Source organism: Granulicella sp. S190 (assembly GCF_009766095.1).
Taxonomy (GTDB): domain Bacteria; phylum Acidobacteriota; class Terriglobia; order Terriglobales; family Acidobacteriaceae; genus Edaphobacter.
Map to the genome: position 1 here is coordinate 573,715 of NZ_LMUD01000014.1, position 22,812 is coordinate 596,526.

General features: G+C 58.9%; 23 protein-coding genes and 1 pseudogene. 7 read left to right on the forward strand and 17 right to left on the reverse strand.

The features are described from left to right. The 3 genes and pseudogenes from GSQ94_RS08945 to GSQ94_RS08955 all read right to left on the reverse strand — a co-directional run. Nucleotides 1–793: pseudogene (locus GSQ94_RS08945) on the reverse strand (RNA polymerase sigma-54 factor); the annotation flags it as partial. A gap of 225 nt (nucleotides 794–1,018) precedes the next feature. Continuing rightward, entirely contained in the window at nucleotides 1,019–1,747 is a 729-nt protein-coding gene (gene lptB / locus GSQ94_RS08950) for an LPS export ABC transporter ATP-binding protein (RefSeq protein WP_158943193.1), read from the reverse strand. After that, nucleotides 1,744–4,230 (reverse strand): LptA/OstA family protein, encoded by a 2,487-nt coding sequence (locus GSQ94_RS08955; protein ID WP_158943194.1) that lies wholly within the window; start codon nucleotides 4,228–4,230, stop codon nucleotides 1,744–1,746. The genes lptB and GSQ94_RS08955 overlap by 4 nt, the downstream gene beginning before the upstream one ends. Before the next feature lie 197 nt (nucleotides 4,231–4,427). Here GSQ94_RS08955 and GSQ94_RS08960 point away from each other — a divergent pair, with 197 nt between their 5' ends. After that, nucleotides 4,428–5,132 (forward strand): hypothetical protein, encoded by a 705-nt coding sequence (locus GSQ94_RS08960; RefSeq protein WP_158943195.1) that lies wholly within the window; start codon nucleotides 4,428–4,430, stop codon nucleotides 5,130–5,132. Between the two features lie 93 nt (nucleotides 5,133–5,225). Here GSQ94_RS08960 and opgC read toward each other — a convergent pair whose 3' ends face one another. Then, nucleotides 5,226–6,371: an OpgC domain-containing protein gene (gene opgC / locus GSQ94_RS08965; RefSeq protein WP_158943196.1), complete on the reverse strand. Its 1,146-nt coding sequence runs from the start codon at nucleotides 6,369–6,371 to the stop codon at nucleotides 5,226–5,228. 333 nt (nucleotides 6,372–6,704) lie between these two features. On the opposite strand from opgC, the gene GSQ94_RS08970 reads away from it, so the two are divergent. The 4 genes from GSQ94_RS08970 (at nucleotide 6,705) to GSQ94_RS08985 (ending at nucleotide 8,614) form a co-directional block, all read left to right on the forward strand. Next, nucleotides 6,705–7,076 (forward strand): hypothetical protein, encoded by a 372-nt coding sequence (locus tag GSQ94_RS08970; RefSeq protein WP_158943197.1) that lies wholly within the window; start codon nucleotides 6,705–6,707, stop codon nucleotides 7,074–7,076. A 159-nt stretch (nucleotides 7,077–7,235) separates the two neighbouring features. After that, nucleotides 7,236–7,460: a hypothetical protein gene (locus GSQ94_RS08975; RefSeq protein ID WP_158943198.1), complete on the forward strand. Its 225-nt coding sequence runs from the start codon at nucleotides 7,236–7,238 to the stop codon at nucleotides 7,458–7,460. Between the two features lie 88 nt (nucleotides 7,461–7,548). Further along, on the forward strand, nucleotides 7,549–8,226 hold the full coding sequence (locus GSQ94_RS08980; RefSeq protein ID WP_158943199.1) for a GNAT family N-acetyltransferase: 678 nt from the start codon (nucleotides 7,549–7,551) through the stop codon (nucleotides 8,224–8,226). Nucleotides 8,227–8,434: 208 nt separating this feature from the next. Further along, nucleotides 8,435–8,614, forward strand: a complete 180-nt coding sequence (locus tag GSQ94_RS08985) for a hypothetical protein (protein WP_158943200.1) — start codon at nucleotides 8,435–8,437, stop codon at nucleotides 8,612–8,614. On the opposite strand, the gene glyS is transcribed toward GSQ94_RS08985, so the two are convergent. The 3 genes from glyS to GSQ94_RS09000 all read right to left on the reverse strand — a co-directional run bounded on the left by glyS (nucleotide 8,611) and on the right by GSQ94_RS09000 (nucleotide 12,961). Beyond that, nucleotides 8,611–10,716 (reverse strand): glycine--tRNA ligase subunit beta, encoded by a 2,106-nt coding sequence (gene glyS / locus GSQ94_RS08990; RefSeq protein WP_158943201.1) that lies wholly within the window; start codon nucleotides 10,714–10,716, stop codon nucleotides 8,611–8,613. The genes GSQ94_RS08985 and glyS overlap by 4 nt on opposite strands. Nucleotides 10,717–10,721: 5 nt before the next feature. Continuing rightward, nucleotides 10,722–11,732: a glycine--tRNA ligase subunit alpha gene (locus GSQ94_RS08995; protein ID WP_158943202.1), complete on the reverse strand. Its 1,011-nt coding sequence runs from the start codon at nucleotides 11,730–11,732 to the stop codon at nucleotides 10,722–10,724. A 110-nt stretch (nucleotides 11,733–11,842) separates the two neighbouring features. Next, nucleotides 11,843–12,961 (reverse strand): hypothetical protein, encoded by a 1,119-nt coding sequence (locus GSQ94_RS09000; protein ID WP_254063749.1) that lies wholly within the window; start codon nucleotides 12,959–12,961, stop codon nucleotides 11,843–11,845. 248 nt (nucleotides 12,962–13,209) lie between these two features. On the opposite strand from GSQ94_RS09000, the gene GSQ94_RS09005 reads away from it, so the two are divergent. Further along, nucleotides 13,210–13,980, forward strand: coding sequence for an SDR family oxidoreductase (locus GSQ94_RS09005; RefSeq protein ID WP_158943203.1), 771 nt, complete (start codon nucleotides 13,210–13,212; stop codon nucleotides 13,978–13,980). 63 nt (nucleotides 13,981–14,043) lie between these two features. Here the strand turns inward: GSQ94_RS09005 and GSQ94_RS09010 are convergent, their stop codons facing one another. The 4 genes from GSQ94_RS09010 to GSQ94_RS09025 form a co-directional block, all read right to left on the reverse strand. Then, nucleotides 14,044–15,132, reverse strand: coding sequence for a hypothetical protein (locus GSQ94_RS09010; protein WP_158943204.1), 1,089 nt, complete (start codon nucleotides 15,130–15,132; stop codon nucleotides 14,044–14,046). A gap of 72 nt (nucleotides 15,133–15,204) precedes the next feature. Further along, nucleotides 15,205–15,942 (reverse strand): DNA repair protein RecO, encoded by a 738-nt coding sequence (recO, locus tag GSQ94_RS09015; RefSeq protein WP_158943205.1) that lies wholly within the window; start codon nucleotides 15,940–15,942, stop codon nucleotides 15,205–15,207. A 116-nt stretch (nucleotides 15,943–16,058) separates the two neighbouring features. After that, nucleotides 16,059–16,319, reverse strand: coding sequence for a ferredoxin family protein (locus GSQ94_RS09020; RefSeq protein WP_158943206.1), 261 nt, complete (start codon nucleotides 16,317–16,319; stop codon nucleotides 16,059–16,061). Between the two features lie 203 nt (nucleotides 16,320–16,522). Then, a complete protein-coding gene (locus tag GSQ94_RS09025; protein WP_158943207.1) occupies nucleotides 16,523–17,404 on the reverse strand; it encodes an inositol monophosphatase family protein in 882 nt (293 codons plus the stop codon). Between the two features lie 128 nt (nucleotides 17,405–17,532). On the opposite strand from GSQ94_RS09025, the gene GSQ94_RS09030 reads away from it, so the two are divergent. After that, a complete protein-coding gene (locus GSQ94_RS09030) occupies nucleotides 17,533–17,808 on the forward strand; it encodes a DUF4242 domain-containing protein (protein ID WP_158943208.1) in 276 nt (91 codons plus the stop codon). Nucleotides 17,809–17,811: 3 nt separating this feature from the next. Here the strand turns inward: GSQ94_RS09030 and GSQ94_RS09035 are convergent, their stop codons facing one another. The 6 genes from GSQ94_RS09035 to GSQ94_RS09060 form a co-directional block, all read right to left on the reverse strand. Then, nucleotides 17,812–18,522: a hypothetical protein gene (locus tag GSQ94_RS09035; RefSeq protein WP_158943209.1), complete on the reverse strand. Its 711-nt coding sequence runs from the start codon at nucleotides 18,520–18,522 to the stop codon at nucleotides 17,812–17,814. Beyond that, nucleotides 18,500–18,751 (reverse strand): hypothetical protein, encoded by a 252-nt coding sequence (locus tag GSQ94_RS09040; RefSeq protein ID WP_158943210.1) that lies wholly within the window; start codon nucleotides 18,749–18,751, stop codon nucleotides 18,500–18,502. Before GSQ94_RS09040 ends, GSQ94_RS09035 begins: the two co-directional genes overlap by 23 nt. Before the next feature lie 20 nt (nucleotides 18,752–18,771). Next, nucleotides 18,772–19,830: a VWA domain-containing protein gene (locus GSQ94_RS09045; RefSeq protein WP_254063750.1), complete on the reverse strand. Its 1,059-nt coding sequence runs from the start codon at nucleotides 19,828–19,830 to the stop codon at nucleotides 18,772–18,774. After that, nucleotides 19,827–20,480 (reverse strand): molybdenum cofactor biosynthesis protein MoaE, encoded by a 654-nt coding sequence (locus tag GSQ94_RS09050; protein ID WP_158943211.1) that lies wholly within the window; start codon nucleotides 20,478–20,480, stop codon nucleotides 19,827–19,829. Before GSQ94_RS09050 ends, GSQ94_RS09045 begins: the two co-directional genes overlap by 4 nt. 1 nt (nucleotide 20,481) lies before the next feature. Beyond that, nucleotides 20,482–20,730: a MoaD/ThiS family protein gene (locus tag GSQ94_RS09055; protein WP_158943212.1), complete on the reverse strand. Its 249-nt coding sequence runs from the start codon at nucleotides 20,728–20,730 to the stop codon at nucleotides 20,482–20,484. A 241-nt stretch (nucleotides 20,731–20,971) separates the two neighbouring features. Then, on the reverse strand, nucleotides 20,972–22,717 hold the full coding sequence (locus GSQ94_RS09060; RefSeq protein WP_254063751.1) for a hypothetical protein: 1,746 nt from the start codon (nucleotides 22,715–22,717) through the stop codon (nucleotides 20,972–20,974). Nucleotides 22,718–22,812: the final 95 nt, after the last annotated feature.

Sequence of the window (22,812 nt, forward strand, 5' to 3'; positions counted from 1 at the left end):
CACCCTGCTGCGCGCAGATCTGAATGAGCAGGCACTCCCGCAGATCTCTCGACCCCACTCCCACCGGATCGAGATAGTTCACTACCCTTCGCGCCTCGCGAACAGCCGTTAGAAGCGGCCCCATCGTCTCATCCGCTGCTGCCGCAATATCCAGCTCAACGCTCTCCCCAGCCTCTTTCCCGCCGGGCGCCTCCCATAGGTGCGCCAGCCTGCCCTTGGTTCCGCGCTCGAAGGGAATCGGCTCAGACCGGGCAGGCTCGCGCATCTGCATCAGAGCTTCGACCAACTCCTCGTCGCTCGCCGTCAGGTAGCCATTCTCATCGAGATTTCCGATTACCAACTCAGCCGCTGCACGAACCTCCGGGCTCAGGGTCAACGAACCCAGCTGCCACGTCAGATGGTCGCTCAACGTGCCCGGTTGAGACAGGAAATTTTCAAACGAAGGCTTGTCGTACTCCTCAAAGTTCGAGGCCGTACGAAAACCCGGGTCAAGATAGTCCTGAAAATAACTTCCGAAGTCGATCTCATCGAAGGGGTCTTTTTCTACCCGCTCGCTCTCCGCCGCAACGTCTTCCGCAGAGCGCTCCCGATCTCCTTCAAGCCCGGCTCTCTCATCCAGCGAGACGACCGACTCCTCCAACTCTTCCAGCACCGGATTCTCCACCATCTCGGTGTTAATCATCTCCCTCAGCTCAAGCTTGTTCAGCGCCAGCACGCTGACCATCTGCACCAGTCCAGGCGTCAATACCTGTCGTTGTGAGACTTTCAAGTTCAGCTTCGGTTGCAGCAGCAAGTTAAACCCCTCATCGACCAACAACTAAATTTGCTGTAGAAGCGCCGCTTTGGCACCTCTCGTGCTCATTGTGCAATTAACTACAAACAGAGCGCCATTTTCTGACTTTGCCTCAGTCTACACGCCCCGTCTTCAACTGGCTGTAAGTCTAACCCTATCAAAGGCTGCGCGTGCTGCATCAATAGCATCTTGGTCTTACAACAGAAGTTGTAAACTTGCGGCCAGCTAATCCATGGAGAAGTTTTCACCAAGATAAATCCGCCGCACCTCGGGATCACGCCCCAGTTCCCCCGGTGTTCCCGTCTTAAAAATCTTCCCCTCGGCGATGATGTACGCGCGATCGGTCACCGATAAAGTCTCCCGCACGTTGTGATCTGTGATCAATACGCCGATCCCACTCTTCTTCAATCCGAAGATGATCTCCTGGAGATCCAGCACGGCGATCGGATCGATCCCGGAGAAGGGTTCATCCAGCAGAATGAATGCCGGTTCGATCGCCAGGCAACGCGCGATCTCCACTCGCCTGCGCTCTCCTCCGCTCAGCGCATACCCTCGCGTCTTTCGCACATGCCCAAGGTTCAGCTGTTCAATCAGCTTCTCTGTACGTGTGCGACGGCTCTCCCAGCTCAACTGCTGGGCCTCCAGCACCGCCAGAATATTGTCCTGCACCGTCAACTTGCGAAAGACCGAAGGCTCCTGTGGTAGATAACTGATGCCGTAGTTCCTTGCCCGTAGATACATTGGCAACCGGCTGATGTCGTGGCCATCGGCCAAAACGCGCCCCGTATCCGGCCGCACCAGACCCACGATCATGTAAAAGCTCGTCGTCTTTCCCGCACCATTCGGCCCCAGCAGCCCCACGACCTCGCCCTGCTCGATCTCAAGACTGACACCCTTTACCACCTGGCGGCCGCCATACGACTTGCCGATCTCCTCCGTCGATAACGTCTTCATTGCTTGTTCTTCACCCGCGTCTCCGTGCGCACTCTCTGCCCTGCGCCACTCTCTCCTTCATTAGAAACTACGACGTTCTCATCGCCCGCATGGAATCGCAACGACGTACCGGTCACGGTCCCTTGCTGGTCGTCCACAACTTTGGGCAGAGCCGCCGCCGTCCCGGTCAACACGAACATGCCATCGCTCGCCGTGTACACCACCTGCTCACCACTCGCGCGGCGTCCGGGCTGCTGTATCTCGATATGTCCGCTCGCCACCACCCGCTCCACGCTGCCGCCCATAAATCCTCCGGCAGCGACAGCCTTCTTCGCTCCATTCGTCACGGCTGCCTGCAGATAAACTACCGCCTGCTGCCCGCGCATGCTGCCCTCAGCACTATCGACCTGAATCCCGCCCGTAAAGTCAGCCCTGCGCACCTCGTCGGAGTAGACCAGATCCCGGCTGATCACCCGCACCACGCTGGCCTTCCCGCCCGCGATCTGCTTCCCTGTCTTAGCCGGACTCGCAGCATCCGCCTTCGGATTCAAGCCACTGACCAGCACCGTATGCACCGCACCCGGAGCGCCCTGCCCTTCGCCATGCGCCAGCAGTCTCTTCTGCTTCTGCTCAAACTCGATCACCGGAGCATCCACCTGGGATGCACCCTGCCACAACCGGGCCGGGCTGCTTCCTGAGCCATAAAACTTCGCTACCTGTGAATCATGTTTCAACTCTGCCCGCGACGCCAGAACATGCACCGGCTCGTCCGTACTGCCCGGCTGACGAAAACTCGCCTTCACCGAGCCGTCTGCCGTAGCGTCACCCGTCTGCTGCTCGCTGATCACGCGATCTGCCCACAGCACATTGCTCCCATCGCTCGCCTGCACATTGCCGGTCAGCGTCGTACGCTCCAGCTCCCCATCGTAGACGGCGCGTTCCGCGGTCACCCGTTCTTCCGTCGGCGCTGCAGAATCTCCAGGCTTCTTCACCGGCAGCTCCGTCATCACCACGTGTCCCCGTTCGGTAGCGTTCGCAATCTCATCGGCACCCTGGCCCTTATGCGTGACACCTGCCGTCACGGGCCGGAAATGTGCCAGCAGAGAGTCTCCAGAGCTCGTCTCAACCACTCCTTTCGCATTAACCCTGCGCATCGACGTATGTCCATCGCCATGCAGCTCTGACAGATGATCCGCGTTCCCGACTCGTACAAAGTGTGCGGTCAAAACATCTCCACCCAACGCGCTGCTGGTCGCACCGCCCCCCTTCAACGCGGGGTCCATTACCTTCAGCCGAGCATCTCCCGTAGCCTTCGCGTCTCGAATCTGCGCCTTCTCTGCCCCCTCTGCTGCAAGCGACAACTCTACCTGCCCCGCATTCAACTCACGCTCCGACCACGCCTCGCCCGCTGCCTCACTCGCCCGAACCTTCTCGTGCAGATGCACCGCCCCGATCATCACCACATGCTCCGGACGGCCAACCTTGTCGAACGCCGCCCGCCCCTCCTTGGCCTCACCCTTCGCCTGTCGCAAGGGTTCATCCGTCGAATACCTCACCCCGCCCAGCATCACCGCCGACTGCGGTTGACTCTGCGCATTCAACGTCATCTCGCCACGCGGCGCCACCATGGTTCCGCTCGTTCCATTGGTCAGGGTCACGTCGCCCTCAGCCTCCAGCCGCTGCACCGTTCCATCAGGCCTCAGATGCACTACAACGTTCTTGCCCTGCACCGTCTCTCCAGCGCCGCTCTTCCCACCTACGGCCACGTACTTCGCCTGGGTCAGCAAAGCTCTCTCGTTCTGCCGGTCCAGCTCTGCCCGCGACGCCGTCAACACCACCGGCCTGTCACGCTCCAACCCATTCACCTTCACGGCCGAGTGCAACACCACCACGCCCGTATCCGAGTTGTAGTCCGCCCCCACCGCATGCCCCGTCAACCCGCCCGACTCAAACTCGATCTCATTATCCGTCGCAGCAATCCCCAGCTTCTGCAAAAACACCAGCCCGCTGGTCGTCACATGGATCAGCCGCACATCCTTCTTCTCCTCGGCCTTCCCGCCATGCAGATCCTTCCCTGCCGCATAGTCCATCTTCGCGTTCGCATCGCTGGCCTCGGGCGCCTGCAGATCGATGTGTACCTCCCCCTCCGCACGAATCACCCCGTTCTTCTGGTCGTACTCAAACTCTTTCCCGTAGATGCGGTCCGCCCGATCTTCCTTCCGTCCATACAACACGATCCCCACATCGTGCAGCGTCACCTTGCCGTCGGCACGCTCCACCGCCTTCGCAGCATGAACTGTGTAGATTGTCCGCCCCTGCACCGACTGCGAGTACGTAAACCCGTTCGTCTCCCGTCGAACGTTCACCCCCAGCTTCTTCGGCAGATTCGTCAGAAACCGGTGCGCCCGGTAGTGGGCATACCCCAGAAAAGCCGCGATCACCATCACGAGCAGGCCCGCACCCACCAGCAACCACACTCGCAGCCGTTCTACCGAAACGTTCATTCCCTACTATCTTCTCATTCCGGTCACTTCGTGACGTGTATACCGCTTCGCTCGGCGCTCCCGTTGGTCGCGAACTAGAATTCCGAGCAACGAGCACCACGCGAAGCAATCACGCGCCACGAAGTGGCCACCCTCCGCGCAGGAGGCCCGTCCGGCAGGACACGTCTTCAACCATCTAAAAGGTCTAAACTAGAGATATGGCCGATCAGCTTTACCTTAGTCTCTGGTTTCCCAACTTCCGCTTCGACACCCTCCCTGCGACCATGGTCTCGGTGATGCGCCAGTTCGCCCTCATCAGCGGAGAAAAGCGCGTAGTGGCAGCCAGCGTCTACCCCATCAGCTTCACCGAAGCCCCGACCTACCAGCGGATCTACGTTAATGACGACCGTGCCGAAGAAAATCTGGATACCTCCGGCTCCATCATTGAAAACGCCGTCGCCGAGGCCACCGAGCAGCTCCACGACGACATGGCCTATGAGTTCGAAATGCGCTGGAAGCTCTGGTCGCCCGAACTCAACCCAACCCCGATCAACCTGGACATCGATTCCGACAACGACATCGACCCCGAGTACGAGTCCGCTGCGCTTGATACGCTCTGGAAGCTCCAACCCGCCACCGTCCGCATCCTGGGCTTCGGCCCCCAATTTGACGACTCCAGCTTCGATCAGAACGGCCACATTCGCATCGACTTCGGCCTCGATACGCCATGGCTCGCCGAAACTCTCGAAGACGAGCAGCTCGACGAAGACGCCACCAAACACATTCAGCAAAATGTCGAGATGCTCTTGGCCTTTACCCTCTCGGTAGAAAAAAACTGCGGCATCAGCAGCCGCCTGCTCTGGACCGAGTCCGGCGAACCCCTCGCTCAGAAGCTGATCGACCGCCTCCAGCGCGTCAACTAGCGCCATCTAGTAGTTGGCGTAGAGTCTGCCATGCCCCTTTGTCTGTCACTCCCGAAGAGTCTGCGGGTTGCCTTCAACCCAGACAAATCTGCGCTAGCTCTCAGCCGTCGCAGACTCACTCTGCGCAATCTTTGCCACCGCCGCAGCCTTCGCCTCTTTTCGCAGCCTCGTCTCGCGTAGTGCCACCCACATCAACCCCGCAAAGGTCAGCATCAAGACCCCGTAAGCCCGCGTTCCATGCAGCTGCGAAGCATCTTCATACAGCAGCGTCAGCCCCACAAACACAAAGAACACATGCGCGCAGAACACCTGCAGCGAAGCCTTCCCCAGCGTCAGAAACGGCTCCACCGAGATCAGCCGTATCAGATATCGCCGAAACCAGTAACAAATGATCAAAAACGCCGCTAGATTGACCACCCGCATCGGCCCGATCTGCCACTTGTCCAGCCCTATTCCCAACGACTCCTGGGTCAGCATCGGCCCCAGCCAGTTATGCCGCACCCCAAGAAAAAAAAGACACACCGCCCCGCAACCAGCCACGGCATATCCCGGAATCCGCTTCAGTGGCATCTCTCCCTGCGCGCTCTTCGCGCTAAGCCATAGCCCCGCAATCCACACCCCCTGCCATGCGAACAGGTTGAACGCGCCTGTCTGCTGCAGCGGAATCGGCAGGTGCGTCACGCGCACCACCCAGGCGTGCACCAGCTCTCTCAGCCCGAACTGCGCTCCGACCCACAGCGCCGCGCTTCCGCCAAGCACCCACCGCCAGCCGTAGCGCACACCCACCGCCAGCGCAATCGGCGACAAAAACAGGAACAGGACATACATCGGCAGAATATCCAGCAGCGGAGGGCAGTAGATCAGCAGCACGCCACCTAGAATCGCGACCTTCGGATGAGCAAGATAAAAGTTGATCAGGTTGTAGATCGCCGGCCTGTGCGTCTTCGCCGCAAACTCGGCCGCAATGGTAAACGCGAACGCCAGCATCAGCAGGTGGTAGCCATAGATCTTCAGCGTCCGCCGCCATAGCTTCACAATCACGCCCCGCACGCCTGCCATCGCGTCTCGCAGATACACCTGGCTCACCAGCATCGCGGACAGGAAGACAAACCCCTCCGCTGACGACACAAACCCGGCCGGCTGATTCACAAAGTCGCTGAAGTGTGTTGGCATGTGGGTGAACGTCATCCACACCAGGAACAGCCCGCGCAGCGCATCCAGCTCCGGTCTCCTCTGCATCTTTGGGCTGCTAAGCGTCACCAGACCCCCATCCCTTAGAGCGCCCCTTCAGTGTATCGGCACTCCAAACGACTCTCGTCACGCCACACCGTCTCTGAGTTCGCCAGACCGAGACTCGTGCGCAGTGCGTTCCTTTTATCATCCTGTTCTTCCACTTCAAATGAGACGCGCAAATAGCGCATTCGCACCCTTCTCCTCCGCACTCAAAGTAAATTTCCTTATCCGTTGCAAGAAATACGAAATGACAAAAATGAGACATCAAAGAGACTTGAAGGAGGAAAAGGAGGGAATTTTCACTCAAAAACTGTGTTCTATCTGCAGGAGAAATTTGTAATGCGATCAACACTCAAGAATCTCGTACTGGCATTTGCCGCTCTTACAACCGCCACTTCGTTTGCCGAGAATGTGCGTGCGTATGTTCCATTCAGCTTCAACGTCAAAGCACAGGTGTTTCCAGCCGGCTACTACGACGTCACGTTGGACCCGCCCCACAGCTTTATCAGCCTGGTCAGCGAAAAAGACTCAACTAAATTCTTCACCATGGCCACTGGATCGGCAGAAAAACGCACCGCTGAAACCGTACTGCACTTCACCGTCACCGGCACAGACCATTGCCTGAATACCATTCAAATGGGACAGCGACTCACTCTTAATGTCGCCTGTCGCACGCCCAGCCGCGACATCATCACCGTGCAGGGCCACTAAGAAGACACCAACAAGAAGCACGTGGCGGCCTCATTGCGGAAGCAGCAATGAGGCCGCTTCTCTTTACGAACTTCATCGAAATCTCTTATGCCTTCTTTACGAAGGCGGTGCTGAAATAGGACAAGTCGGCAAGAACAAAGGCCGACAGGAGAGAGTTCGATGAACACCTTTCGCACCCGCAGACCGCTTCTCGTAAACGCCACGCAGTGCCTCCACCCCACGCTTATCCTCACCGACTCTGGCCAGCGCAAAGCCTATCCCGGCGACTGGATCATCGAAGGCGAAAACCGCGAGCGCTACATCGTCGACAACACGTTCTTCCAGCGCACCTTCGCCCCCATCCCGTGGGAGTCCTCCAGCGAAGGCCGCCACTACGGCAGCTAAACGCCGCCAGCCCCGCCACAACCCTGAACCTAAACTCAACCAACAGCCCGGTCTTCGCGACTAACCAAAGAGAAAAGCGCAGTGTCCTATGGCATTGTCCCAGATACTAGAACCCCCCTCATCTCCGTTCCCACCCTCGCTGACACACTCACTAACAGCCTCATTTCTTCACTCTGACTCGCCAGCGCGGCCTCTCCCCGCAACTCCCCGCAGCAACCTCAAAACCATCTTCCTGCGAACGCGCAAGGCGCAGTTGCAGGACACCCACGCGATCCATCAACTCATTAACAGCCTCTCGCACGATGGAACGCTCCTGCCCCGCTCCCACGCCGAGATCTGCGCCAACATCAACACCTTCACCATCGTCGAAACCCATACCCACCAGTTCCTCGGCTGCGCCGCACTCCACGTCTACGGCCAGCACCTCGCCGAGATTCGCTCTATCGTCGTACGCCCCGACATCAAAGGCCACGGAGCCGGTGGTCTGCTCGTCAAGGCCCTCATGCACCAGGCCAAATCACGCGGCATCCAGTGCGTCTCCCTCTTCACCCGCATCCCCGGCTTCTTCGAGCACTTCCACTTTCGCGTTGCCGGCCGCCAGGCCTTCCCCGACAAGGTGTTCAAAGACTGCAGGCACTGCGCTCGCCGCCACGCCTGCGACGAGACCGCCATGGCCTTTGGCCAGCTTCCCACCGCACGAGATCTGCAGCAGGTCGAACACTTCCTGCCTCCCCAGGAATCAGGGCTGGTACAACTTCAGCTCTGAAACATGACCAGGAAGTGTCATCCAAGGCACCACCTTCGCACGTTACTCTTGCTGCCAACGGTTTCGCCATGCATGATGACGAACACGTAGCAGCAACGAATCAGCGTCTCACATCACCATAGTAGGTTGAAGGCGCATCTCCATTGCAGTTGAAGGAGCAATTTGCCCTAAAGTCCCCGGAAGCCAGCGACACCTCGCCCAGGAAAACATGATGAACTACATCGAATCGAAACAGATCGCACCGACCTTTCAATCCAACTTTCGCGCAGAAGATGGCCTGCATTCCCGCAGCCGCTGGAGCAGCTTCTGCGAAGGAGTCCTCATCCCGCTGGGCTCCCTCTTCGCCGTGTTCCTCTTCATGCTCGGCGCAATGCTGATCCTGTCCTAGCCCGCGACCACGATCTCCGAGAAGTCCGCGATCCTCGAAAACTCCCCGAAGACATTGTTGACAAGAGAGAGACGGCTCGCACGAACGTCAATCTGATCCGTAAGCACCATCACGGTATCAAAGAACTCCCGAAGCAGTGGCCCGAACTTCGCTATATCGATAAGCGCACCCTCATAATCCCCTCCCGCCGCCAAATTCTCGATTTCAGGCGCTCGAAGTCGTAACTCCTCATAAAGCGCAATCTCTGAAGAATCGAATAATTTTCCAGGTGCCGAAGGTATTTCATATCCCTTCTCCTTTGCCTGCGCAAGGATGTTCTTCATCCGCTTGAATGCCGAAGCAACTTCTGCAAAGCCCTCGCCGCGACGAACCGCCGTCACCGCCTCTGCACGCGCCACGGCATCCCGCACATCGTCAGAGCCTGTCGCGAGCACTGCCTTGACCACGTCATAAGCCTGTCCCCGCGCTTCGCGCAGATAGAAGTCGAGTCGCTCCGCAAAAAAATCTCGTACCTTTGCAACCACCGCAGGATCGAAGCTCCCGCTCTCCGCAACTTCGCTCAGCTTCAACGGAAGCGCCATCTCCGTCTCCGCCAGAATCTTCACAATCCCATTCGCCGCCCTGCGTAGCGCGAACGGATCCTTCGAGCCGGTTGGCTCCAGTCCCAACCCAAACATCCCCGCGATCGTATCCGCCTTATCCGCAATCGCGAGCAGCGCGCCCTCCACCGTCCGCGGTACAGAGTCATCCATCGACTCCGGCTTGTACTGGTCATAGATAGCATCGCCGACAGCGGCAGGGAATCCCTGCGAACGCGCGTACAGTCCGCCCACCACACCCTGCAGCTCCGTAAACTCCTTCACTAACTCGGCAGTCAAATCCGCCTTCGCAAGTAAAGCCGCTTGATCCAAGGCCGCCACATCGACCGCCACGCCATGCTTTGCAACAATCCCGGCAAGTCCGGCCGCTACCTTCCGCACCCGCTCCGTCTTCTTTTCATAACTCCCAAGATCCTTCTGGAACGTCACGTTCTCCAGCAGCTTTACCCGCTCCACCAGCGGCACTCGCTGATCGAACTCCCAGAAGAACCTCGCATCATTAAACCGCGCTCTCAGCACCCGTTCATTGCCATGCCGAATCACCGCCACACCCGCCTCATCGGCCTCGGTATTCAACACCGCCAAAAAATGAGGAGCCAGCTTGCCTTCCTTATCCTCCACCGCAAAGTAGCTCTGGTGATCCCGCATCACCGTCACCAGAACCTCCTCAGGCAACGCCAGGTACTCGCTCTCGAACCCGCCCAGCAACACCGAAGGCCACTCCGTCAACTGCGTCAGCTTGTCCACCAGCGCATGATCCTCGCGCCATCGCAGCCCCGACCCCGTGGGATCACCAGCCCGCGTCACCTTGTCCAAAGCCTTGCGAATCCTCTGCCGCCGCACCTCCACATCCGCGACCACAAACCCACCCAGCAGCGCATCTTCATAGTCAGCGGGAGCGTTCAGAGCGATCTCCTGCTCCCCAAACAACACCCGATGTCCATGCGTAACACTTCCAGCTACATATCCACCAAACTCCACCTGCACCGTCTCGGCGCCCAGCATCGCCACCATCCAACGCACCGGCCTTACAAACCTCTCCGGCCGCCCCTCACGCCAGTACATATTTTTCGCCCAGTAGATCCCCGCAAGCTCCTTAGGCATCTCCGCCGCGATCACCTCCGCAGCACCACGCCCTACCTTCACCGAAGTCGCCGCAAGATACTCTCCCTTTGCGTTCGTAATCGTCTTCAGCGCCGCAACTTCAACTCCAGCCTTCTTCGCAAACGCCACCGCCGCAGGTGTAGCCACACCATCCTTGTAAGCTACCTTCACCGAAGGCCCCACCAGCTCCTCGGCCACATCCTGCTGCTGCTCCGCAACACCCGCGACCCAAACCGCCAACCTCCTCGGCGTCGCAAAGCTCTTAGACACAGCACCCGACTCCACCAGCCGCTCGCGCTCGAGCATCTTCACCACGCGCTGCTCCAACTCCGCCTGCGCGCCTGCAATCATTCGTGCCGGAACCTCTTCCAACCCAATCTCAAACAAAAAATCAGCCATGTCTTCTACCGAACCTCTACTTCCGCTGCACTCGTTGTCTGTCGCAGCTGCAACGCCTCACCCTGCGCCGCATACGCCTTCGCCAGTCCCACCACCAGTGTCCGAATCCGCGCCATCACACCGACGCGCTCCGTCACGGAGATCGCTCCCCGCGCATCGAGCAGGTTAAACATATGCGAGCACTTCAACGCCAGCTCATAGGCCCCCAGCACCGGAAACCGCTTCACTGTTAGCTCATCCATCTTCGCGAACTCCTTGAAGTCGTCACGAAATCCAGCCTTCTCCAAAAGAGCCTTGCACTCGGCCTCATACAAATTCAAATGCTCCCAAAGCTTCCCCACATCCGCATAGTCGAAGCTGTAAGCCGAAAACTGCTCCTCCTCGGCCAGACGCATCTCCCCATACGTCACTTCGCGCCCGGTGTCAGGCTCGACCGCCCAGACGATGTCATAGATCGAATCGACATCCTGCAAAAACCCGGCGATCCGCTCCAGCCCATACGTAATCTCTCCGCAGATCGGATCCAGATCCATCCCGCCGCACTGCTGAAAGTAAGTGAACTGCGTAATCTCCAGCCCATCCAGCATCACCTGCCAGCCAACGCCCCACGCGCCGCCCACCGGCCACTCCCAGTTGTCCTCTTCAAACTTGATGTCATGTTCCTTCAGGTCGATCCCAATCGCCACCAGCGACTCGAGATACATCTCTTGAATCCGCACCGGTGGCGGCTTCAGAATCACCTGCAGCTGCGTATGCCGAAACAGCCGGTTCGGATTCTCTCCATACCGTCCATCCGCCGGCCTGCGCGAGGGCTGCGCATACGCGATCCTCACCGGCTTCGGCCCCAGCACGCGCAAAAACGTATCCGGCGACATCGTTCCCGCGCCTACCTCAACATCGTAAGACTGCTGCAACACGCAACCCCTATCCGCCCAAAACCGCTGTAGCGTAAACAACAGCTCCTGAAACGTCAGCGCGCGCTTCTTCCCAGCAACCTCAGAAACCGATCCAGTCATATCTCTCTCTTCAATCCGGCAATCCCTCGATTCTAACCGTTCACCCCCATAACTCCCACGACACAGCCCAGCGCCCACTTAATTGACATACGCGCGGAACACTCTGTCTTTCACTGAGGCGTCGTAAGTAGGTGGCGGCTTCCCACCTCCGGAGCCAGTGAAGGATCCGTGTGCACCGTCGTAGGATCTCCCATCACCTTCGCATCAGCGATCGGAACCGAGATCCCGGTAGGTCGGATAAACGCGTTGCTCTTGTCGATTGTGACCGTCAACTCATGCCTTCCCTGGGTCGAGTTATACGGACGGGGAAACTCAACAATGTAGCGACCACGAACCAAAGACACAAACTGCGGCAGCTTTTTTTCAACACTCGCTCTATTCACCGTTAGCACCATGCCCCCGCTAAGTTCACATATCGAATCGAATGCGCTCACAGAGTCTCTGCCTTGCGAAAAAACGTGCATAGGATCATTCGGGACATAGTTCATGCCAAAGATCGCCACCCCCGAGCTCTGCGCAAACACCCTCACGTCGTTCCATCGATGAGTACTCCCTTTATCGCTCCCGTCCGTTATCGCCAGAATCACGCGTCTCCCCGGCACGCCGGATAGCTGGTCAGTGAGAAACGCCAGAGCATCCCAAAGAGGCACCTCCTGCTTACACTTCGTGCCGTGTCTGTCCTCTCCTCGATCTGTCCACGGCTTCAAAGCCCCTGCCACTTGCAGCTTCAGCCTCTCAGGCGTGGCCGGACTATCGACCGTGGATCGAGTGAAGTTACAGTCCAGCGCATACACGGTCACATGGTCCTGCGGACGCAAAGACGTCGGCGCCAGCGCAGCAATGGCGCGCTTCAACTGCGGCATCAGCTCCTCTTCCGGCCCGCTCGTATCCAGCAGGATCGCCAGCGAAATCGGATCATCCCCCTCTACCCGTACATGCGAAGCCTTGAACGGAGGCCCTCCATCGAAGGTGACGCTAAATCTGCTGCTCGCAATCGGCCCGATCGTCTGGCGTCGGGAACCCAGCACCAACACCGGGATCTGGACCGTATTCGCATAGACGTGCAGCGTCGGAATCCCTTGATCCTGTGCCGCCATCAACCGTCCGCCCGATCCATCCACCATGCCGGTACCAAGTAGGCATGCAAAGACCAGTCGATAAATATTCTTCCAACACCACGCAAAGAAGCTCTGCTGCATCATCCCCGCAGTATGCCAGAACTCTGCCACGACGGCTATCCATCACATCACGCTGCTATCTTCACGCCTCTCTCAAATGCCGTCCGCTCCTGTTCGATCTCCTCCTCGTGCACTTCGCCTTATCTTTCACCTCCGGCTTCTTAGCTGTACTCCAGGCCGAACTCACTATTTTTTTCCATGAAATTTTCACTCTCTTCTGCCTAAGTGTAGATATTTCAGGCACCTACTTCCCCAGGCCGCCCAAAAACCCTACTATCAATTAGGAGAATTCATCACCCATGAACACCACTGGCAATACCATTCTCATCACCGGCGGCGGCTCCGGCATCGGCCGCGGCCTCGCAGAGGCCTTCCACAAACTCGGCAACCACGTCATCATCGCCGGCCGTCGCAAACAACTCCTCGACGAGACCGTCGCCGCCAATCCCGGCATGTCATCCGCCGTACTCGACATCGACAACGCCGCAAGCATCCGCGCCTTCGCCGCCAAGCTCATAACCGACTTTCCCACCCTCAACGCCGTCATCCACAGCGCCGGCATCATGCGCTTCGAGAACCTCCTCGCCCAACCCGAAGATCTCGTCGACGCCGAGGCCATCGTCACCACCAATCTCCTCGGCACCATCCGCCTCACCGCGGCCCTGCTCCCTCACTTCCAAAAGCAGCCCCACGCCGCCATCCTTACCGTCACCTCTATCCTTGCCTTCTTGCCCCTCGCCATGGCGCCCACCTACAACGCCACCAAGGCCGCCATCCACTCCTACACCGAATCCCTGCGCCACCAACTCAAATCCACCAACATACAGGTCCTCGAAATCATCCCTCCCTACGTCCAGACCGAGCTCACAGGCAGTCACCAGGTATCAGACCCGCGCGCCATGCCCCTCGCCGACTACCTCAACGAAACCATGCAAATCTTCAAAACCCAACCCAACGCCACCGAGATCCTGGTCGAACGCGGCAAGCCCATGCGCTTCGCCCAACAAAACGGCCCGGAAAAATACGCCGCCTTCTTCATCCAGTTCAACGACGCCATGTCGTCGCATTAAACCCAAAAGCCAGTCCTACGCCGTACACGCATAGGACTGGCTCTTTCAAATCTGCAGAGCGAGCTAAGAGACAGGCAACCGCATCATCACAAATCCGGCCGCGCATCCCAGCAGCGCAACCGCACCTGCAAGCTGCGCACTGGTCTTCCACCCCAGCTGCTTTCCCAAAGCCGTAAGCGAATAGAGACTCACCGGACCCAGCGTGCACAGCAGCGCCGCGACATAAGGCAGCGGCACACCGGCGTGGTAGAGCACATACGCAATGCCGACATCGAGCGCCATCGGCACCGGTAGCAGCGTACCCAGAATCGCCACCCCAATCACACCCAGCACCGATACCGGAACATGCGTCCCATAGGCCGGAATCAGCTCAGCCGCCATCGCACCCGTCACTGCGGCCAGCAGCATCCACGGCAACGTCAACAGCGTCAGCCGCAACAGATTCCGCAGGTACGTCCCACAAAACGCAATCAGCCTCGGTCCCAGCTCCTGCGCCGCAACCGGAACCCCAATACTCTTCACCACCAGCTTGTTCTCCGCGACCAGCCACGGCAGTGCAATCAGCAACAGCACCGGCACCACCACGCGCATCGCAGCCAGCGGGAGCGGAAACAGAACAAAAGCCATCGCCACCACGACAGGATTGAAGCTGGGAGAGCTGATCATCGCAGCTACCGTCAGTCGCGTGCTCGCCCCACCCACCAGCAGACTCTGACCCACAGGAGTCGCGCAGTTCGTACACACTCCCAGCGGCGCACCCGCCACCGCCCCGCACAGCACATTTCCCGCAGCGGACGAGAACCGCTTCGGTGTACCCACCCCAACCAGCAGCGTCATCATCGCCGCGCCAAACGGCAGCGCAAAGTACATCCCAAACCGATTCGTGTAGAGCCAGTTCACACTCGTCCGCAAAACTCTCGTCGGTGCCGGCATCGCGGGCGTCACCTTCAGCAACGTGTCGAACGAGATCGGCCCCGCAACCTTAATCGCCGTTCCTGCATGCATCTTTTTCAGCAGCGCCGGATACCTCTGCTGGCTCCAGAAGATCATCACAGCACCAACCGCGATCAGCAGAGCCAGCGATATCTCAAGCGACCGCGGTGACGAAGCGGGACCCGCGAACTTGGGACGTACCATCCTGGTTGTGCTCATAAGAGGCCCAAGTCTACTTCACACTCGGTGCCATCGAACATCCATCAATAGGTTGAGGCACAAAACGTCAGCCTAAGCTCTGCCGAGCGCCCTCGCGCTCACCAATCGCCGCTCCAGATGCCGCTCCAGCGTCTCCACGGCAAACCTCCGCAAATCCGCCGCCCGCCCCTTCGGCCACTCCTCCTTCGCCAGCTCCCCCACCGTCCCGCGAAACATCCTCACCGCCTCGCCAACGGACTCCGCCGGCAACGCCACGCTCCCGCTTCGCCTGTCATCCACGCAGGTCACCCCATCGCTCGTACCCGAATACCAAACCGTTTCACTCCGCAAATCCAGCCCACACACCACGCAGTGGCCAAGCTCCGGCATCCACCCCATCAGCCTGCTCATCCACAGCGAAAAATAAGTCACCGGCATCCACACCCGGCCCACCTGTATCTGATCCAACACCGCCAGCACCAGCCGAAACACCGCGTCCTCCGGAGCCTGCTCCGGCAGCGCTTCCTCCACAACCTCGGCTAAAAACTGCAGCGCTGCCGTCCGCGCATAATCGATCGGCCTTGAGAGCGGCGAACTCAAAATCTCAAATGCATCCAGCCGCACCAGCTCCTGCTTCGGTCTCTCCGCATAGGTCGCCCGCACATACGTCATCGGCTCCAGCGCCCCGCCAAATCTACGCCGCGAACGCATCGCATGACGAGCCACCCCCTTCACTCGTCCCTGCTCCCGCGTAAACAGGCTCACCAGCAGGTCCGCCTCCTGGAACGGCCACACCCGCAACACGATCGCCTCTCCCTGCCGCTCTGTCATCTCTCCCAGACTAATCCACCTAAAGCATCCAGGCCGAGCCGCTCATTTAGGCTTGAACCCCAAAAGAAAAACGCGCAGCCCTTAGGCCACGCGCGTCTCTCGAACCACTGAAAAAATTACCGCCCGAAGTGAGCCGCATTCTTCGTCTGATACTCCGCCCACTTCTCCGGCAGGTCATCACCGGCATAGATCGCCGACACCGGGCAAACCGGCACGCACGCGCCGCAGTCAATGCACTCCACAGGATCGATGAACAGCTGAACCGCATCGCTATATCCGTTCTCGTCCTTCTTCGGGTGGATACAATCTACCGGGCAGGCATCCACGCAAGCCGAATCCTTCGTTCCGATGCATGGTTCCGCAATCACATAGGCCATCTCAAAAATCTCCCTTATCCACGTCTAAAGTCGTCGCCTAAATTCGCCGCGCAAAACTAAGCTTGTGACTCGATTTTAGCAGCACAACCGCACTCCTTCGCAACTCGCGGGGTTGTGTCATGAAGACCACTTAGGCCTCATTCCGCCGCAATCTCTCGCTCTGCTCCCGCATTCTTGCTGTAAGAATTGCGGAATATCCTCCCCTACTTCGCAGCCGCCCGCCGCGCCGCAAACTCCGCCGGAGAAGGAATCGCCCCCAGCTCCCTGCCCGCAAACATCTCCGTAAACAGGTGCACCATCTCGCCGTGGATCAATCCATTCGTCCCCAGCGTCTCTCGGCTGTCCAGCGTAAACTTCCCGCCATCGAAGTGGCTCATCGTCCCACCGGCCTCTTCCACCATCAGGTAGCCCGCCGAGGTATCCCAGGGATTCAGATTGAACTCCCAGAACCCATCCAGCCGCCCTGCAGCCACATACGCCAGGTCCAGCGCCGCGCTCCCGGCACGTCTCACCCCATGCGACCGCAGCGTGATCTCGTTATAGAAGTGGACGTTCGGACTCTCGTGCCGCTTCTTGCTCGGAAACCCAGTAGCCGTCAGCGACTCCTGCAGCGTCGCAATCTTCGACACCGCGATCTTCCGTTGATTCAGCCACGCGCCCTTACCCCGCTCCGCCGAAAACATCTCATCCCGCAGCGGATCGTAGATCACCCCGGCAACCATCTCTCCATCCGCATCCGCCGCCAGCCCCGCCGCACGTCTCTCCAGACCCAGCACCACGCAGAACGCCGGAAACCCGTGCGCAAAATTAGTCGTTCCATCCAACGGATCCACATACCACCGGTACTCGCTGTCCAACCCGCTCCGCGTTCCCTCTTCGCCATACACTCCATGCGAAGGAAACGCAGCCTTCAGCTTCTCCACAATCAACTGCTCGCTGGCACGGTCCGCCTCGGTCACCAGGTCCACATCGCCCTTGTACTCGGTCGCCACGCCCTTGGCATAAAACCCACGCAGCAGCGCCCCCGCCTGCCGCGCAATTCCCTCAGCCACGTGCGCAAAATCGAACTTCTTCACCATCCCCATCACAACACCTCATCTTCCACCCTAGCACCAGCCGCCACTTCGAACCGCCGCCAGTGCTATCGTTGTCCTCCAGAGTATCCTTGTGTCCCGCTGAGCCTGCTCAAACTCCATCTCCCCAGAGGTCCGTCTTGCCAAAGTTTTTGATCGAACGCGACATCCCCGGCGCGGGTCACTTCACGCGCGAGCAGCTCATCGCCATCTCTGAAAGCTCCTGCCGAACCCTCCGCGGCATCGACCCCGAAGTGCAATGGCTCACCTCCTTCGTCACCGCCGACAAGATCTTCTGCATTTACATCGCGCCTGACGAAGAGATCATCCGCCGCCACGCCTTCGAAGGCGGCTTCCCCGCCAACGTCATCACCCTCATCCACAACGTAGTCGATCCAAGCTATGCCGATGCGTGACCCTCATTTTTGTGATTCATATGCCTTCAGTTGCATAAGCTGCGAGGCCTGCGAAGGCACGGCCAGTTGCCCCCGCAAAGCATCCGACACTAACTCGCGGTCATAAGGCTCCTGCGTCCACTCATGTTTTGCATCACCTGAGTATTGCGTCCCAAACACTTGCTTTTGACCGACCTTCCAGAGATACCGATCCAGAGTAGCCGCGGCGATCCAAGTAGCGGTCGTTTCTCCCTTGGACACCGCCGCGACCGCCAGGGTATGAGCCAGGAGATAATCGTCCGGCGTATCTCCGTGCTGAAACACGACAGCCGCCTCTTCGAAGTCCTTGCCCGTATGTAGCGAACCGACGGCCAGCAGCTTCCGTGTCTGCTCTCGCCGCTCTGCGTCAGTCTTATTCACCATCTCCCAATCGACCTTCGCCACCGTCCGAACGCGTTGATCCTCCTTCGAGATCGCCTCCATTTCGGCGTTCGAAACATCCGAGTCGCGTGCGGTATAAAGCCGGTTGGGCTCCCAATCCAACGCCACCGTCGCTCCAACTCCGACTCGTTCAAACAAATCAGGCTCCTCTATATCTTCCGCAGGAAGACCATCAGACATCACCGTCGCCCGAGCCCCATCCAGCCGCATCACATAGGCGTCCACGTCCTTCGGGTCGTCGACGTTCTGAACGGTAAAGTGCAAAGCCCCATCAACCATCCGAAGCTGAGACACCCTGTCCTTCCGCACGCCCCCCGCGCATATTCGCAAACCCATAACCATTGCTTGAAAATTGCGCCGGTCGATCCCTGCTGCCGCGCAAACTCTCGCCATCCTGCACCAAACGCAGAACGAATATATTGCGCGCTCCCAACCGCAACGCCCACGTCCCGGCAAAGTCCTTCATCTCAGTCGCATGGGCGACGGACGGCACAAAGAGGAATACCGCAATCAAAAACTGCATCCCACATCTAAGCATTGTCTTTACCTCGCATCCGCGTAGTACCCCGCCCTGTACCGCAGGTCATACTTCCCCTTCAGCTCCGGATCCGTCATCCTCACCTTGATCTGCCGGTAGGAAGTATCCGTACCCCGCCGCGGCGCGTAGTACCCCAGCAGATACTGCGTCCTCAGGTCATCCGACACATGCGCAAACGCGGGCTCCAGATCCTTCGGGTCCACCACGTAGTAGTACTTCCCCCCCGTATCCTCGGCCATCTGGATCAGAGCATGCTCCCCGCCCGTATTCCTCCCCGCATCCGCATAGATCGGCACAATAATGATCGAGTACACCATCGCGCCCGCCCTCTGCGCCTGCTCCAGCGCCTGCGTGTATCGCGACCCCTTCACCGTATCCCCGCCATCGGTGATCAGCACAATCACCCGCCTCCGCCCATTCGCCGCCGAGGTCGCCGCCAGCCGGTCCGACGCCAGGTAGATCGCGTCATACAACGCCGTCGCATCACCACGCTGAATCTCATTCAGACCACTCTGAATCCGTCGCTTGTCATTCGTAAACGGCACCAGCTCCCGCACCAGGTCGGAGAACTCCATCAGATCAAGCTCATCCTGCTCCCGCAGCAGCGCCTGCACAAAGTGCTTCGCCGCCTCCTTCTCCAGCCTCTCGTTGGTCAACACGCTCTCGCTCGCATCCACGGCCAGCACGATCGACAGCGGCGACGTAGCCTCCTTCTCGAAGATCGCGATCTTCTGCACCTTCCCATCTTCAAGAATCTGAAAATCGTCCCGCCCCAGCCCCCCCACTGGAGACCCCTTCGCGTCCACCACGTTCAACGCGATATTCACCAGCCGCGTCTCCACCTTGATCGTAGGAAACCCGCCCGTAGGAGAGCCACCCGCAGCAGAACCCGCCTTGTTCCCACCCGTCTGCGGATTCACCGCCGGGGGATTCTGCACATCATCCGGACCCTTCGGAGCCTGCGCGCCCACCGTCGGAGGAGGCTCTCGCACCACCGGAGCCTGCGCAAGCAGATCCCCCAGCGCCAGTACCAACCCAACCATGACCCCGACCAGCACTCTCACCGACCGCCTCCACCCTCGACCTTCGCCACAGAACCGGGTGCCCCAGCTCTCGATTTTGAGATGTGGGCCTCGTCCGAACCGGGGTCCCCGACGAGCGCCTTTGCTCGTGGGGGTGGAGAAGGACGACCGCTCTCCTCCCCCAATCCGCCCTTCAGTTCAAAGGCAACACCGCGAGAAGAGTTCTCCGTCTCGCTAACTCGCTGCTCACTCGATCCGCCAACCCGCTGCTCTTCAGGAAACGGCTCCCCATCCGCCCAGATCGCCCCATCCACAAACTGCTCCTTCTTCCAGATCGGCACCGTCTTCTTCAACGTATCGATCAACCATCTGCAAGCCTCGAACCCCGCCCCCCGATGCGCCGAAGCCACCACGATCAACACACTCGTCTCGCCCACCACCAGCCGTCCCAGCCGATGCACCATCGCAACATCTCGCACCCCAAACCGCTCCACCGCCTCACCCGCAAGCCCCTGCATCTTCTCCAGCGCCATCTCACGATACGCCTCATAGTCCAGATACAGCGTCTTCCGCCCCCGCGTATTGTTCCGCACAATCCCGTCGAAGACACACACGGCGCCATCCTCGCCGGCCTTGATCTCCGCAACAATCTCCGCCGCCGGAATCACCTCATCTGTAATCTCAACCCGCATCCTAGCCCTCAACCCCGCCACTCACCGGCGGCAACAAAGCCACCTCGTCCCCATCCTTCAGCAGATCACCCGCCCGTGAGTATTCCTGATTGACCGCCACCGCCAAAGCGTCCCAGACCGAAGTCGCGATCAACCCACGGTGAAGCGTCAGCAGATCAGCCACGGACGAACCCTCAGCCAGTTCCATCTCTACATGGTCATGCCCGAACAGGTCCTTCAAAACGCCAAAATAAAGCACACGAACCCGCATCAAGACAGAATACGCGACCCTGAGCCTTTGACTCCTTCCGGCTCAAACCGGTAGTCACTCCGATAGCGATCCACACCAACCGGGAAAACAAGCTCCCGTAAGAATCAACCTGGACCTCTTCCTCCCTGAACAAACGGCCAATTCCATACTTTACGGCCGTACTCATCTTGCTAAGATCTCTCCTTAAAAACACTCTGGCCCGGTAATCCGGGCCAGAGTATCGTTTCCAGGACAATAGCGTTTAGGAAACCTTATTGACGGCACGCTTCGCCACAAAAGCCCGTGCATATACGACCTCAGGGCGCTTTGTCCGATCCCCTCCCTTGGTCACCTTCAAAAGCAGCGTGTAATCACTCAGAGCTTCCTCTGGTTTACCTGCTGCCTCAGCCGCTCGACCCGCATGATAGAGCGCATTGAACCGGTTAGGGCTCAATTTCAGCGCAGTGCGGTATTGAATCAGTGCTTCCGCGGGACGGTTTTCAGCCATCAGCATATCCCCATACATCTCACGTGCCGGGATGTCGACCTCAGCCTGGCCGACGCGGTCCTGACTATCCGCAGCCGCGCTCAGTTCCTGCAACGCCTGCGCGTCCTGTTTGTGAGCAAAACTCTGCCACGCCTTGATGGTCCCCTGCGCCACAATAATTTCTGCACCAATTGGACTGCCTTCTTTTGCCGTCGCATCTGCTATCTGTGCGGCTGCTGTTGCTGCACGATCGGCGGCCGCAGCGTCGTGAAGATGGCCAGCGGCGATGGCCTGCGCCCAATAGCGGAAATATTTGGCCGAAACGACCGCATGGGCCGGCTCTGGAATGGAGAGAACAGCCTTCCAGTCGTGCATCTCCAGGAAGTAGATGCTCGGGAACTCTACCTCAAAGTACGTCGCATACATCGCCATCCCGTCGTTCTCGATTCCAGGCAGAGTGTGAAGATGCTCGACCGTCGGCTCGATAACATCCAGCGTGCGCTTCGCCTCCGCATCATCACCTTGCTGCAGATACGCATACAGGAGAAACTCTTGTGCGTGCATCTGATGTCCGATGCCGTCCTGATGGTTCTTCTCAGCCAACTCTGAGGCCCGTACCGAAGCCACATTCGAGTCGATATCCTCCTGCCACATTCCAAGCCGTGCAAAGATATGCCCCGGCATGTGCAGAGCATGGGCCGACGACGGTGCAATGGCAGCATACTTCTCTGCCGCCGGCAGGCCTTCGAGAGCAAACTGCGGGCTGTCGCAGGTATGAATGATGTAGTGTGCAAACCCAGGATGATCCGGATGCGCCTCAAACTCCGGTTCGAGGATCGCAAGGGCCTTCCGCGAATCCCCTGCAGGATCCTGTCTTCCGACGCTGGCAGCCAGCCCTAGCCCATAGAAAGCCGCTGCCTCCACATCGTCAGGATAGGCCGTATGCAAAGCGCCCATCGCGTCGTCATACGCATGCAGCGCCCTTTCATTCTCTGATGGATCGGCGTGCAGATACCCGCTCAGGGCAGCAATATACCGTCGCTCCCGGTCTGTCTTCACGTTCAAAGCCGTGGCCTTATCAATCTCCACGATGCCAGCCTTGCGCCGCTCCTCCGGCATCCCATCCCAGAACGGACGCCACTCCGTCATCGCCAGCCCCCACTGCGCCATCGCACACTGCGGATCGGTCGTCGCGACTGCCTGAAACTGCTTCCGAGCCTCTTCGTACCAAAACGAGTGCATCAGTGCGATGCCCCGCTCAAAAGGAGCCTGCGTTGAAGCCGCGCAGGAGATCGGCATATGGATCGAACCGAACTTCTCGATAGCGGCATTCGCGTCGCCACCCTCAGCTCCGTGATGCTGATGTTGACCCATAAGGGCAGTAGAGCTAGCCATCAGACTCAAAAGCGAAAGCTTAGTGAAGAACTTCATCGGCAAGCTGACAAGCGAAACCGGAATATTGCTAGGGATTCTGCGTCGCCGAGCGACAGACCAGAAATTAGTGAAACACTCGACAAACATCTTCTCTCCAACTGGGAATTCCAAATCTCATGCCGTTTGACTTCTGCGCCAGGAAAACAACAACCGCGACAAAAGTTTCTCTATCTAGTCATCTT

Coding starts and splice junctions, on each gene's coding strand:
- lptB (WP_158943193.1), bottom strand. CDS start 1,747: ATGAAGACGTTATCGACGGAGGAGATCGGCAAGTCGTATGGCGGCCGC.
- GSQ94_RS08955 (WP_158943194.1), bottom strand. CDS start 4,230: ATGAACGTTTCGGTAGAACGGCTGCGAGTGTGGTTGCTGGTGGGTGCG.
- GSQ94_RS08960 (WP_158943195.1), top strand. CDS start 4,428: ATGGCCGATCAGCTTTACCTTAGTCTCTGGTTTCCCAACTTCCGCTTC.
- opgC (WP_158943196.1), bottom strand. CDS start 6,371: ATGCAGAGGAGACCGGAGCTGGATGCGCTGCGCGGGCTGTTCCTGGTG.
- GSQ94_RS08970 (WP_158943197.1), top strand. CDS start 6,705: ATGCGATCAACACTCAAGAATCTCGTACTGGCATTTGCCGCTCTTACA.
- GSQ94_RS08975 (WP_158943198.1), top strand. CDS start 7,236: ATGAACACCTTTCGCACCCGCAGACCGCTTCTCGTAAACGCCACGCAG.
- GSQ94_RS08980 (WP_158943199.1), top strand. CDS start 7,549: ATGGCATTGTCCCAGATACTAGAACCCCCCTCATCTCCGTTCCCACCC.
- GSQ94_RS08985 (WP_158943200.1), top strand. CDS start 8,435: ATGATGAACTACATCGAATCGAAACAGATCGCACCGACCTTTCAATCC.
- glyS (WP_158943201.1), bottom strand. CDS start 10,716: ATGGCTGATTTTTTGTTTGAGATTGGGTTGGAAGAGGTTCCGGCACGA.
- GSQ94_RS08995 (WP_158943202.1), bottom strand. CDS start 11,732: ATGACTGGATCGGTTTCTGAGGTTGCTGGGAAGAAGCGCGCGCTGACG.
- GSQ94_RS09005 (WP_158943203.1), top strand. CDS start 13,210: ATGAACACCACTGGCAATACCATTCTCATCACCGGCGGCGGCTCCGGC.
- GSQ94_RS09010 (WP_158943204.1), bottom strand. CDS start 15,132: ATGAGCACAACCAGGATGGTACGTCCCAAGTTCGCGGGTCCCGCTTCG.
- recO (WP_158943205.1), bottom strand. CDS start 15,942: ATGACAGAGCGGCAGGGAGAGGCGATCGTGTTGCGGGTGTGGCCGTTC.
- GSQ94_RS09020 (WP_158943206.1), bottom strand. CDS start 16,319: ATGGCCTATGTGATTGCGGAACCATGCATCGGAACGAAGGATTCGGCT.
- GSQ94_RS09025 (WP_158943207.1), bottom strand. CDS start 17,404: ATGGGGATGGTGAAGAAGTTCGATTTTGCGCACGTGGCTGAGGGAATT.
- GSQ94_RS09040 (WP_158943210.1), bottom strand. CDS start 18,751: ATGCAGTTTTTGATTGCGGTATTCCTCTTTGTGCCGTCCGTCGCCCAT.
- GSQ94_RS09050 (WP_158943211.1), bottom strand. CDS start 20,480: ATGCGGGTTGAGATTACAGATGAGGTGATTCCGGCGGCGGAGATTGTT.
- GSQ94_RS09055 (WP_158943212.1), bottom strand. CDS start 20,730: ATGCGGGTTCGTGTGCTTTATTTTGGCGTTTTGAAGGACCTGTTCGGG.
- GSQ94_RS09060 (WP_254063751.1), bottom strand. CDS start 22,717: ATGTTTGTCGAGTGTTTCACTAATTTCTGGTCTGTCGCTCGGCGACGC.